The sequence below is a fragment of the Arthrobacter sp. Y3225116 genome, from assembly GCF_059091245.1.
In genome coordinates this window covers 1-12,474 of the sequence record NZ_JBNHGL010000073.1, presented here as the reverse complement: position 1 = coordinate 12,474, position 12,474 = coordinate 1, and the positions used below count along the sequence as shown (strand labels likewise).

General features: G+C 67.8%; 11 protein-coding genes. 6 read left to right on the top strand and 5 right to left on the bottom strand.

The features are described from left to right. Positions 1 to 850 precede the first annotated feature (850 nt). The 3 genes from acs to AC5RV2_RS09045 all read left to right on the top strand — a co-directional run bounded on the left by acs (position 851) and on the right by AC5RV2_RS09045 (position 4,615). The gene (gene acs / locus AC5RV2_RS09055; RefSeq protein WP_494092066.1) at positions 851 to 2,842 is read left to right on the top strand and encodes an acetate--CoA ligase; all 1,992 of its coding nucleotides are present in this window, start codon (positions 851 to 853) and stop codon (positions 2,840 to 2,842) included. A gap of 152 nt (positions 2,843 to 2,994) precedes the next feature. Beyond that, positions 2,995 to 3,447 carry a type II 3-dehydroquinate dehydratase gene (aroQ, locus tag AC5RV2_RS09050; RefSeq protein WP_494092065.1) on the top strand — a complete coding sequence of 151 codons (453 nt, stop codon included), beginning with the start codon at positions 2,995 to 2,997 and terminating at the stop codon, positions 3,445 to 3,447. A gap of 16 nt (positions 3,448 to 3,463) precedes the next feature. After that, complete coding sequence (locus AC5RV2_RS09045; RefSeq protein ID WP_494092064.1) at positions 3,464 to 4,615, top strand: DUF2332 domain-containing protein; 1,152 nt, start codon at positions 3,464 to 3,466, stop codon at positions 4,613 to 4,615. Here the strand turns inward: AC5RV2_RS09045 and AC5RV2_RS09040 are convergent. Next, positions 4,612 to 5,796: a MarP family serine protease gene (locus AC5RV2_RS09040; RefSeq protein WP_494065501.1), complete on the bottom strand. Its 1,185-nt coding sequence runs from the start codon at positions 5,794 to 5,796 to the stop codon at positions 4,612 to 4,614. The genes AC5RV2_RS09045 and AC5RV2_RS09040 overlap by 4 nt on opposite strands. A gap of 249 nt (positions 5,797 to 6,045) precedes the next feature. On the opposite strand from AC5RV2_RS09040, the gene AC5RV2_RS09035 reads away from it, so the two are divergent. Beyond that, complete coding sequence (locus tag AC5RV2_RS09035; protein WP_493966729.1) at positions 6,046 to 6,723, top strand: Crp/Fnr family transcriptional regulator; 678 nt, start codon at positions 6,046 to 6,048, stop codon at positions 6,721 to 6,723. Positions 6,724 to 6,855: 132 nt separating this feature from the next. Here AC5RV2_RS09035 and AC5RV2_RS09030 read toward each other — a convergent pair whose 3' ends face one another. The 3 genes from AC5RV2_RS09030 to sp36 are packed head-to-tail and all read right to left on the bottom strand — an operon-like array spanning position 6,856 to position 8,424. Continuing rightward, positions 6,856 to 7,788, bottom strand: coding sequence for an NUDIX hydrolase (locus tag AC5RV2_RS09030; RefSeq protein WP_494064895.1), 933 nt, complete (start codon positions 7,786 to 7,788; stop codon positions 6,856 to 6,858). Then, entirely contained in the window at positions 7,772 to 8,266 is a 495-nt protein-coding gene (locus tag AC5RV2_RS09025; protein WP_494092063.1) for a RidA family protein, read from the bottom strand. Before AC5RV2_RS09025 ends, AC5RV2_RS09030 begins: the two co-directional genes overlap by 17 nt. A 2-nt stretch (positions 8,267 to 8,268) precedes the next feature. After that, positions 8,269 to 8,424, bottom strand: coding sequence for a Sp36 family protein (gene sp36 / locus AC5RV2_RS09020; RefSeq protein ID WP_493978079.1), 156 nt, complete (start codon positions 8,422 to 8,424; stop codon positions 8,269 to 8,271). A gap of 37 nt (positions 8,425 to 8,461) precedes the next feature. Between sp36 and AC5RV2_RS09015 the strand changes: the two genes are divergently transcribed. Continuing rightward, complete coding sequence (locus AC5RV2_RS09015) at positions 8,462 to 10,759, top strand: transglycosylase domain-containing protein (RefSeq protein ID WP_494092062.1); 2,298 nt, start codon at positions 8,462 to 8,464, stop codon at positions 10,757 to 10,759. Between the two features lie 2 nt (positions 10,760 to 10,761). Next, a complete protein-coding gene (locus AC5RV2_RS09010; RefSeq protein WP_494092061.1) occupies positions 10,762 to 11,760 on the top strand; it encodes a metallophosphoesterase in 999 nt (332 codons plus the stop codon). A gap of 253 nt (positions 11,761 to 12,013) precedes the next feature. Here the strand turns inward: AC5RV2_RS09010 and AC5RV2_RS09005 are convergent. Further along, the coding region (locus tag AC5RV2_RS09005) for an HNH endonuclease (protein WP_494092060.1) at positions 12,014 to 12,474 on the bottom strand (461 nt) is incomplete at its 5' end.

Genomic DNA, 12,474 nt, shown 5'->3' with positions numbered 1-12,474 from the left:
CCCCCCCCCCCCCCCCCCCCCCCCCCCCCCCCCCCCCCCCCCCCCCCCCCCCCCCCCCCCCCCCCCCCCCCCCCCCCCCCCCCCTTTTNCAAATCGACGGCAAGCTGCGGAATCCAGCGCGCGCAAACGGTTCCCGCAAAGAGCACCACCGCGCCGATGAATCCGATGACTCCGCTAACGCTGAAGACGGTGACGATGGTGAGGAAGTAGAACGCCAAGGCCAGCGAAGCGACCACCGAGGCGAATTGGTCGACCGACAATGAGCCCACCCGCAGCGGCGTCTGCGGGGCCAGCCGCCGCACGACAAACAGGACCAGAACCACCGCCGGAAGCAGGATGCCCAGCCCCAGCTGGAACAGGCCGCCCGAATTCCATAGGTTCACGCCGATGCCCTGGAGAACTTGCAGCGGCATCACCGACGAGAGGAAAAGCAGGACGATGCCGGCGCCCACCACCATGTCTCGCACGGTGAACGGGCCGGCCACCGCAGTTCCTGCCGTGCCGTGGGTCTGGGAGCTCTGGGACATCTTCGATCCTCCGGTCGTTACGGTTGCAGCGCGGGCCGGGCCCGCCGTGGGTCGTTACGGTTGCACCGCGGGCTTGGGCCGCCGTGCAACCTTCTGGCGCTGGTCTCAGCGTAGTCAAGGAACCCACCCTTCACTAGCCGGATTCCCGCGGGCGACGGCGGCACCGGGTGCCGTTCACCGCAGATTCACCTCCATTTACATCGTGCAGTGTGACGCTCAACACCGCTGCCGGCGCGCAAAGGATTAGGCTGGCAGCAGCAGGTGCGCCCGGCGGACAAAGCCGGGGGCACGCCAATGACCCAGCACGACGAAGGGGCCCCCACATGTCTGAAGCCAACGCAACGCAGTCGACCGCCGCCACCGGCGACGCCCTGGAAAACCTGCTCCACGAGAACCGTAGATTTGCGCCAAGCGCTGAATTCGCCGCCGCGGCCGTAGCCAAACAGGACGTTTACGCGGACGCAGAGGCGGACCGCCCGGCATTTTGGGCCAAGCAGGCCCGCGAGGTTCTCTCGTGGGACACGGACTTCAACCAGGCGCTGGACTGGTCGGACGCCCCGTTTGCCAAGTGGTTCGTCGGCGGTGAGCTGAACGCGGCGTACAACGCGCTGGACCGGCATGTGGAGAACGGGCTGGGCGACCGGGTGGCGATCTACTTCGAAGGCGAGCCCGGCGACACCCGCACGTACACCTACGCCCAGCTGACCGAGGAGGTGAAGAAGGCCGCCAACGCGTTCGAGTCCCTGGGCGTGGCCAAGGGTGACCGGGTCGCCGTCTACCTGCCGATGATCCCCGAGGCGGTGATCACTATGCTGGCCTGCGCCCGGATCGGTGCGGTGCACTCGGTGGTGTTCGGCGGTTTCTCCGCCGACGCGCTGCGCTCCCGCGTCGACGACGCCGAGGCCAAACTGGTGGTCACCGCCGACGGCACCTGGCGCCGCGGCAAGCCGTCGCCGCTGAAGCCCGCCGTGGACGAGGCCCTTTCCGCCCCCGGACACACGGTGACCAACGTGGTGGTGGTCAAGCGCAACGGCGAGCCGGTGGACTGGCAGCAGGGGCGCGATGTGTGGTGGGCGGACACGGTGGAGACGGCGTCCGCCGAGCATACGCCGGTGCCGCACGACGCAGAGCACCCGCTGTTCATCCTCTACACCTCCGGCACGACCGGGAAGCCCAAGGGCATCCTGCACACCACCGGCGGCTACCTGACGCAGTGCGCTTACACGCACAAGGTGGTGTTCGACCTGAAGCCGGAGACGGACGTGTTCTGGTGCACCGCGGACATCGGCTGGGTCACCGGCCACTCCTACGTCACCTACGCGCCGCTGATCAACGGCGCCACCCAGGTGATGTACGAGGGCACCCCCGATTCCCCGCACCAGGGCCGTTGGTGGGAGATCGTGGAAAAGTACAAGGTTTCCATCCTCTACACCGCCCCGACGGCGATCCGCACCATGATGAAGTGGGGCGAGGAGATTCCGGCCAAGTACGACCTGTCCTCCATCCGAGTGCTCGGTTCGGTTGGCGAACCCATCAACCCGGAGGCCTGGATGTGGTACCGGCGGGTGATCGGCGGCGACAAGGCACCGATCGTGGACACCTGGTGGCAGACCGAAACCGGTGCGCACATGATTGCCCCGCTGCCCGGAATCACCGCCGCCAAACCCGGCTCCGCCCAGGTCGCGATCCCGGGCATCGCCGTCGACGTCGTGGACGAACTCGGCGAGTCCGTCCCGGACGGCCACGGCGGCTACCTGGTGATCCGCGAGCCCTGGCCGGCCATGCTGCGCGGCATCTGGGGCGACCCGGAACGGTTCAAGGAAACCTACTGGTCCCGGTTCGAGAACATGTACTTCGCCGGCGACGGCGCCAAGAAGGACGAGGACGGCGACATCTGGCTGCTCGGCCGGGTCGACGACGTCATGAACGTCTCCGGCCACCGCCTCTCCACCACCGAAATCGAGTCGGCGCTGGTCTCCCATCCCGCCGTCGCGGAGGCCGCCGTCGTCGGCGCCAAGGACGAAACGACCGGCGAGGCAGTGGTCGCGTTCGTCATCCTGCGCGGCGAAGCAGCCACGCAGCACGGCTCACACGAGGACATCGTCGCCACCCTCCGCGCGCACGTGGGCAAGGAAATCGGGCCCATCGCCAAGCCGCGCACCATCCTGGTGGTGCCGGAACTGCCCAAGACCCGCTCCGGCAAGATCATGCGCCGCCTGCTCAAGGACGTGGCCGAAGGACGCGAGGTCGGCGACGCCACCACCCTGGCCGACAACACCGTCATGCAGCAGATCGCGACCTCCCTTAAGGCCTGACAGCCAGACAGTCGGCTGCCGGACAGCCAACTGAATGCCGGGCCCGCCCGCTGCCCCCGGCGGCGGGCGGGCCCGGCATTACACTGTGGCCTGGACGCCCCGCCTGCAACAGGTCAGCTCCACCGGGACGCGATTGAGGCATAGTAAAAGGCATGACTGCAGACATCCCCGGCACCCGCCGCGTCCTGATCCTCAACGGCCCCAACCTGAACCTGCTGGGCACGCGCGAGCCGGACGTCTACGGCACCGCCACGCTGGCCGACGTCGAGCGGCTCGCCACCGACGCCGCGGCCGCCCGCGGCTGGACCGCGGAGTGCGTGCAGTCCAATCATGAAGGGGAGCTGATCGACGCGGTTCACGCCGCCCGCGGCACGGCCGATGCAATCATCATCAATCCCGGCGGCTACAGCCACACGTCCGTGGCACTGCGCGACGCCCTCTCCGGCGTGGCCCTCCCGGTGGTCGAAGTGCACATCACCAACATCCACCGGCGTGAAGAGTTCCGCCACCACTCCTACATCTCCGGCATCGCGGACGCCGTCATCGCCGGAGCGGGCATCACCGGCTACCGGCTGGCGGTCGAATACCTGACCGAGGCCCTGTAGAGGGCGGCACGGCGCGATGGGTGGACAGCGAGGGGACACCGCCGGCTGGTACCGGAACTTCGGCCTGCACGAGGCCGCAGGCCAGTCCCCGGTGTACGTCGAATGGGCCCTGGGCATCAGCGACGATCCCGAGGTCCTGGCGCTGATCGACGCCCTGCCCGCGTCGAAGCGCCAGCCCAACCTGATCCTGGCCGCCGCCCGCTCGCTTGGCGCCGGCGCCGGCGCCACGGAGTATTCGGGTTTCCGCGACTTCCTGCTGTCGCGGTGGGACTCGGTCCGGGACGTGGCACTGGCGCGCACCACGCAGACCAATGAACCCGGCCGCTGCGCCGTCTTCCTGCCGTCCCTGGCGGCCATCGCCGCCTCCGAAGCCAAGCCGCTGGCGCTGATCGAGGTGGGAGCCTCGGCGGGGCTGCTGCTCTACCCGGACCTGTACCGCTACCAGTACGACGGCGGTGCGGTCCTCGCGCCACGGTCCTCGCCTGCCGCCGTGGCTGGGACGGGGGCGGAAACGGCGGAAACCGCGTCCGCTCGGGGCGGGGCGGAGACCGCGGAAGCCGCATACGCCGGGGCCGGGGCGCAAGCCGCGTCCGCCGGCGCTGAAGCGCAGCCTCCGCTGCTGGAATGCTCCACCTCCGGCCGTCCGCCGCTGCCCGAGTCGCTGCCCGAAATCTGCTGGCGCGCCGGAGTCGATCTGAATCCGCTGGACCTTAACGATCCCGACGATGTCGCCTGGCTCGAGGCCCTGATCTGGCCGGGCCAGGAGTTCCGCGTCCGTCGGCTGCACCAGGCCATCGAGGTTGCCCGCCGCACACCGGTCCGGCTGGTGACCGGCGACCTGATCGAGCAGCTGCCGGCGCTGGTGGCCCAGGCACCCGGGGATGCCGCCGTCGTCGTCTTCCATTCGGCGGTGCTGGCCTACCTGCCGGAAGAGGACCGTCGTCGGTTCCGCACCCTGGTGGAGGGGCTCATCCGTGAGCGGGGCGTGCACTGGCTCGCGCACGAAGGTCCCGGCGTGATGCCGGTGCCGGATGATGACTCCGGCATTCCCGGCCTGGACGATCGGACCCGCCGGGGCCGCTTCCTGCTCTCGCACAACGGGCGCCCCGTGGCGGTCAGCGGTCCGCACGGCCAGTTCCTGGAGTGGCTACCGCAGGAGAGCCGCTAGCGGGTCACGCATTGGCCGGCGGAGATGGTCTCCTGATAGCCCAGGGCTTCGTCGACGACCGGCTGGACCTCCGCCAGGGTCAGGGCGTAGCCCACCGGCACGTTCTCCGTGGATTTGGCGAACACCACGCCGGCCACGTTTCCGTCCGCATCCAGCAACGGTCCGCCGGAGTTGCCCTGCTGCACGTTCGCGGCCAGCGTGTAGACCTCGAGCGACGACGGGTCCGCGCCGTAAATGTTCTGCACCAGCACCTGCGAACGGCCCTGCACGGTGGCCGGCTTGCTCTGGAAGGGGCCGCCGGCCGGGTAACCCTGGAACGCCGCCAGGTCGCCTTCGGACAGTTCGCCCCCCAGCGGCAGCGGCCGCACGTCCAACCCGTCCACGGCCAGGACGGCCAGGTCGCGCACCGGGTCGAAGAACACCACCCGGCCGGGCAGCACCCGGCCGTCGGCAACCTCCACCACAGGTTCGTTGACGCCGGCCACCACGTGGGCGTTGGTCAGCACGCGGTCCGGGGCCACCGCGAAGCCGGACCCGGTCTGGTTCTGCCCGCACTGGAAGGCCGTGCCCGCGATCCGCAGCACGGAGGCCGCCGCCTCGTTCAGGGCAGCGGTATCGGTGCTGGCATCGGGAACCGGCGCCGACTCCTGCGGCACGCGCGGGTCGAGGACCAGCGGGATGCCGTCCGCCACAACGATCGAGCGCACCTGCGCCGCCCATGCCTTCACCGGATCCGGGGTGAGGTTTTCGATCGAGGCGATCACCTTGGACGCGGCAATCTGCTGCGAGATGAACGGCACGCCCATGGTGCCCAGGCTGAACGCCAGCATGGAGATCACCAGCGCGGTCACGGCAAGGTTCATCACGCCGCCCAGCAGCCGGTCCAGCGGCCGCAGCGGCGGGAAGTCCATCCGGCGCCGGATGGCCGCGCCGATACCCGTCCCCAGGGCGTGCCCCAGCACCACGAGCAAGATGGCCACGGCAATGGCTGCGGTCAGCCGCCAGGCGCTGTCGGGTACCCACTCACTGACCAGGGGGATGGCGAAGAAGGCTGCCACCGCTCCCAGGGCGATGCCGGCGATGCCGCCGAGGGTGAGCAGGAACCCCTTGCGCAGACCTGAGACCAGGTACGCCAAGAGGATCAGCAGCAGGACAACGTCCAGGATGGTCAGGCCGAAAATCACTCATTCTCCGTTGCGGTGGGATGTGCATTAGTCTAGGCGGTTCGCCCGCGGGAATTATCAACCGCCGTTGACGGTTGTCACCTCCGGCAGCCCGTGCCGGTGCTCGATGCCGGCGCTTTTCTCCTCTGGGAGCGAAAAGCCTTGTGGAAGATGTCACACGGGCTTTACATACGGCAAAATGGAAAACAGTGCCCCCACGGGAGAGCAGCTTGAACCCCAGCCGAACAGTACTAACTTGGAGAATTCATGGACGTAGAGATCCTTCGCCGCGCACCTCTTTTTGCCACTCTTGACGACGACGTTTTCGCCGCGCTGACCGACGAGCTGACCGAGGTCGACCTATCCCGCGGCGCATCGGTGTTCCGCGAAGGTGACCAGGGCGACCAGCTCTACTTCATCGTCTCCGGCAAGATCAAGCTGGGCCGCACCGCTGCCGACGGCCGCGAGAACCTGGTGGCCATCCTCGGCCCGGGCGAGCTCTTCGGTGAGATGGCCCTCTTCGACCCAAGCCCGCGCAGCACCTCCGCGACCGCCGTCTCCGAGACCCGCCTCGCCGGGCTGAAGAACGAGAACCTGCGCGGCCTGCTGGAGACCCGCCCCGAGGTGTCGGCGCAGCTGCTGCAGGCTTTGGCCCGCCGCCTCCGCCGCACCAACGACTCGCTGGCCGACCTGGTCTTCTCCGACGTTCCGGGCCGCGTGGCCAAGGCCCTGCTCGACCTGGCCGACCGCTTCGGCCGCCCCGCCACGGACGGCATCCTGGTGGCACACGAACTGACGCAGGAAGAGCTGGCCCAGCTGGTTGGCGCCTCCCGTGAAACCGTCAACAAGGCGCTGGCCGAGTTCGTCCAGCGCGGCTGGCTGCGCCTGGAAGCGCGCGCGGTAGTCATCCTGGACATCCAGCGGCTGCGCCAGCGTTCGCGCTGATTTTCGACCGAAAAGTACGACGGCGGGGGCTCACCGATGGTGGGCCCCCGCCGTCGTTGTGGCTTGCGAGGTAGGTGCCGTTGGCCGTCCGGCACGGGCCGTCGGGGCTGGGGTCCGTGTCGGCGGAGCGGCTCAGCGTCCCCGCTGGGCGGCACCGCCTTCGGTGGCCGAGTTGGCCGCCACCTGCAGCATGGGCACCCCGTCGACTTGGATCAGTTCCGGGTGGTAGAGCCGCTGCGGGCGCTTGTGCGAGAGGTAGGCGATGCAGCCGCGGGCGCCGGCGATCTTTTCCACGATGATTTCCACCGCGGGCGAGGTCACCTCGCTGAACGTCAGCCCGCGGGTGTCGGGCTGGTCCACCAGATCGCCCAGCGCCGTGGTCGTCCGCCCGGCCATCAGTTCCTGCGCCGGCAGCCAGGAGGCCCACACGCCCTTGCTTTCCAGCAGGGACGGCCGTTGATTGGCCGGCTGGGCCGCAGCGAAGTAGCGCGTGTCGAAGCGTCGATGGGCAAAATCGGGGCTGAGCCAGTGGGCCACGGGTTTGAGCAAGTCGGTGCGGACGCCGAGCCCGCGCTTGCCGAGCGCTTCGCCGAAGGACACCTCCTGGTCGGCGACGGCCTCGCGGGTCCGCATCCAGTCGGCTCCGGAGGTGGACTCCGGCAGGGTGGATTCATCAGGACCGGCCAGCAACACGCCGGTTTCCTCGAACAGCTCGCGGATGGCCCCCACCACGTGGGCGTGGGCCAAACGGTGGTCGTCCAGCCCTAGCATCTCGGCCCATTTGGTCGGCGAGGGACCGTACCAGGTCACAGGGTCGCCGTCGCTCTCCTCCACGCTGCCGCCGGGAAAGGCCACCGTGCCCAACGGAGAGGACCCCGACCGGTAGCCGAGGTACGTTTCCGTGCCGGCCGCGCCGTCCCGGACGAGGACGACCGAGGACGCCATCCGGGGCTTGCGCGGCGTGCGTTCCCCGTGGTGGAACCAGCTGTGGGCCGCGCCCAGCTGGTCCGGCGCCACGGGGAAGAGCCGCTGCTCCTCGCGAAGCGGACTAGCTGAATTCGGCAATCAGTTCTACCTCGACCGGCGAATCCAGCGGCAGCACGGCCACGCCGACGGCGGAACGGGCATGCGCGCCGGCCTCGCCGAGGACCTGCCCCAGCAGCTCGGAGGCGCCGTTAATCACACCCGGCTGGCCGGTGAATGCCGGATCGGAGGCCACGAAACCGACGACCTTGACCACCCGGGTGATCCGGTCCAGGTCACCAATGACGCTCTTGACCGCCGCCAAGGCGTTCACGGCGGCCGTCGCGGCCAGGTTTTTCGCCTCGTCGGCACTGACCAGGCTGGCGCCGTCGCCCACCTTGCCGGCGGCCGGGAGTTCGCCGTTGACGAACGGCAGCTGCCCGGAGGTGTACACATAGTTCCCGGAGACGACCGCCGGGACGTAGGCGGCCACCGGAGCTGCCACGTCCGGCAGGGACAGTCCCAGGCCGGCCAACCGCTCTTCGACGGTGGACTTCCGGGCCTCAGTGGTTTCCGTCATGGCTACTGCTTCTCCCGCTTCAAATAGGCAACCGGATTGGTTCCGTTCGGACCGGGGAACACCTGGACGAGCTCCCAGCCGTCCTCCCCCCACTGGTCAAGAATCTGCTTGGTCGCGTGGATAATGAGCGGAATTGTCGCGTATTCCCATTTGGTCATAACTCAAAGGGTAGCGCTTGCTTGTAAACTGAACCCCATGGCCGCTCGCAAATCCCCCTTCTTCGACACTGCGACCACCCTAGGCAAAGTTGTTGGCTTCCTGGGTATCAGCGCGCTCTGCGGCGTGCTCGCAGCCGGTCTGCTGGTTCCGGCCGCAGCCGTGGCCGGTGTCGGGGCAACCTCATCGATCGAATACTTCGACCAATTGCCGGACGAACTGCAGACGCAGCCGCTGTCCCAGCCGTCGCGGATCCTCTCCGCCGACGGCAAGCTGATTGCCACGTTCTACGCCGAAAACCGCGTCCCGGTGACCCTGGACAAGGTGTCCCAGCACATGCAGGACGCCATCATCTCCATCGAGGATGTGCGTTTCTACGAGCACAACGGTGTGGACCCCCAGGGCATCATGCGTGCGGCGGTGACGAACATGGCCGGCGGGGACCTGCAGGGCGCGTCGACGCTGACCATGCAGTATGTGAACAACGTGCTGATCGACGCCGGCGCTTCCGCGGGCAAGGGGGCCGAAGAGCTGACCATCAGCGGCACCAAAGACATCGGCGACAAGCTGCGCGAGGCGAAGCTGGCCATCGCCGTCGAAAAGGAATTCAGCAAAGAAGAGATCCTGCAGGGCTACCTGAACATCGTGTTGTTCAGCGGCCAGGTGTACGGCATTGAAGCCGCTGCGAAGACCTTTTTCGGTGTCCCGGCGGCCAAGCTGAACATCCAGCAGTCGGCCATGCTGGCCGGCATGGTGCAGTCGCCCAACTACTTCAATCCGGTGAACAACCCGGAAGCCACGGTGGAGCGCCGCAATACGGTGCTGGCAGCCATGCGCAATGCGGGCAAGATCACCCAAGAAGAGTACGACAAAGCCGTTGCCAGCGACCTGGACCTGAACCTCAAGCCGGTACGTTCCGGCTGTGTCGCGGCAAACTTCGCCGACTACTTCTGCAGCTACGTGCAGCACGCCATCATGCAGTCCGACGCGTTCGGTGCGGACTCCACCGAGCGGGCGAAGCTTCTGGCCCGTGGCGGCCTCACCATCAAGACCACGCTCGACTCCCGCCTCCAGAAGGAAGGCCAGAAGCAGATCGAGCAGGAAGTCCCCGTGGGCGATGAGTCCGGCGTCGGCTCGTCCATGGTCTCGATTGAACCCGGCACCGGCAACATCCTGATGATGGCCCAGAACACCAACTACAGCCCCGAAGACGGCGCGGCCAACACGGAGCTGAACTACAACGTCGACGCCGACATGGGCGGCGGCAACGGCTGGCAGCCCGGCTCCACGATGAAGCCCTACACCATGGTCGCCTGGCTCGAAGCGGGCAAGGCGCTCAACGCATCGGTCGACGCCCGCCGGACGGAGTACCCGGCACAGTACAACTGGAACGCCAGCTGCCTGCCTCCGGACGCCTGGTTCAGCGAGTGGGACTTCCAGAATGCGCTGCCCGGTTTCGAACGGACCATGACCGCCAGCCAAGGCCTGACCTGGTCGATCAACTCCGCTACCGCTGCCATGGCCGCGCAGCTGGACCTCTGTGACATCCAGGATGCGGCAACCCGCCTCGGCGTCCGGACGGCGACGGACAAGGAACCGATCAGCATTGAGCACCCGTCCTTCATCATTGGCACGACCAACGTGTCCCCGATGACGATGGCGGCTTCTTTCGCGGCGTTCGCCAACGGCGGCGTGTACTGCAAGCCGATCGCGCTGACCTCCGTGACCGACGCCCAGGGTAACGAGTACGAGGTGCCGAAGAAGTCCTGTGAACGGGCGATTTCGGAGGAGGTAGCCGCGGCCGTCAGCGTCCCGCTGGAGAACCTGGTCAACCTGCAGCTGGGAGGAATCCATCCGATTGGTGTTCCCGCCGCTGTCAAGACCGGCACGACCGACAAGTCTGAGTACACCTGGACGGTGGGCTACACCAAGGGCATCTCCACTGCTTCCTGGGTGGGCAACCCTCATGCCTACAAGTCGATCAACAACATCCCGATCAACGGCGTGACGCGCGACTACGTGGACGGTGCGACCATCGCCGGCGGGCAGTGGACCGATTACATGGAGAAGGTCGCCGGCCTGTACAAGACGGGCAGCTTCGGCTCCGCGCCGAGCAGCATGATGTATCCGCCCCGGCCGGTCCAGACCCCGGCACCCGCCGAGTCGAACAACAACTCGAATTCCAGCGACAGCAGCGACGACGGGGATTCGGGCGGCGACTCCGGTGATTCCGGCGATTCCGGTGATTCCGGCAACGGAAACGGCGGAGGCAACGGAAACGGCGGGGGTAATGGCAACGGCGGAGGCAACGGAAACGGCGGAGGAGACGACAACTAACCGTGGACACTGACTTGCTGCGAGCACGGCTCCGGACCGCAGGCACCCTGGCCCTTGGGGCCACGGCCGCGGGCGGGGCCGCGCTCGTCTACGGCTCCGTTATCGAGCGGAACCTCTTCAAGGTCCGCGAAGAAACGCTGCCCATCCTGCCCGCCGGGCGAGGCCCCCTGAAGATCCTGCACGTGTCCGACATCCACATGACTCCCGGGCAGACGCTGAAGCAGAGGTGGCTGCGGCAGCTGGCGTCGCTGGAACCGGACCTGGTGGTCAACACCGGCGACAACCTCAGCCATCACGACGCCGTACAGCCCCTGCTGGACTCGCTGGCACCGCTGATGGACGTTCCGGGCGTGTTCGTGCCGGGCTCCAACGATTACTACTCCCCGGTGATGAAGAACCCGTTCTCCTACCTCACCGGCCCCTCCTCTCAGCCCAAGGACTACGCGGAGCGTGAACTGCCGTGGCGTGAGATGCACGCGGCTTTCGGCACCGCGGGCTGGATCGACTTGACCAACCGGCACCAGTCGGTGGTGGTGGACCGCATGCGGCTGGACTTCACGGGCGTGGACGATCCGCACCTGCAGCGCGACCGTTATTCGGGTTTCCCCAACGGTTCGACGTCCGCCGATGAGGCCGCATTCCTGCGGATCGCGGTGGCCCACGCTCCGTACCAGCGGGTGCTGGACAGGTTCGCTGCCGACGACGCCGACCTTATGCTGGCCGGGCACACCCACGGGGGCCAGGTCCGCCTCCCCGGCTACGGTGCCTTGACGAGCAACTGCGATCTGCCCACGTGGCGTGCCCGGGGGCTGACGTACTGGGAGCACGAGGGGCGTAGCGTCCCGTTGAATGTGTCGGCGGGGTTGGGAACGTCCCGTCTGGCTCCGGTGCGCTTCGCCTGCCGCCCGGAGGCCGTGCTGCTGACACTGACGCCGGCTGCTCCGGTCGGCGAAGTCCCGGCCGAAGGCAGCCGCCCCGGGCCCGGCCCCGGGCTCAGCTGAGCGCAGAAGCTCGTTGCGCGGCTGGTCTCACAACAGCTCTGGTCTTCTTCTGTGCAGCCGCTAAGGCACCTTTAGCTGTGCCCTGCGCGCCCGCTGATACTTCCTTAGCTGCGCACTGCGCGCCCGCCTGCTGAGACTTCCTTAGCTGGACCCTCGCGCCGGTTGGCTAACTCTTCTTTAGCTGCGCCCTGCACATCCGCCCACTAATGCATCCGCAAACGCTCCTTGCGCTCGCCCGCGCACAATTGCCAGCTCAAGCTTGGAGTGGTTGGGGTGGGATGTGGGTTTGCCAGTAGGAGTTGCGCAACGGTTTGCGGCGGGGGTCGATGTAGTCCGGCGGCGTGAACCAGGGGATGCCGTCGATAACGTCGATCTCCCAGTTGCCTTGCTCGATCAGGTCGTGGTGGAGCAGGCAGAGGCATACCCCGTTGTTGACGTCGGTGCGGCCGCCGGCCCACCAGGGGATGATGTGGTGCGCTTCGGTCCAGAACGCGGGCATGCTGCACCCCGGAAAGGCGCAGCCCTTGTCCCGGGCGACCAGTGCCCGGCGGATGGCGCGGTTGAAGAACCGTTGCGACCGGCCCAAATCCAGGATCTCGCCCTCGGAACCGAGGACGGCCGGGATGATCTCGGCGTCGCAGGCCATCCGGCGGACCGTGGTGGCCGAGACCGGGCCGTTGAAGACCGCGCTGCCGCCGCCGGAGAGCAGCCCGG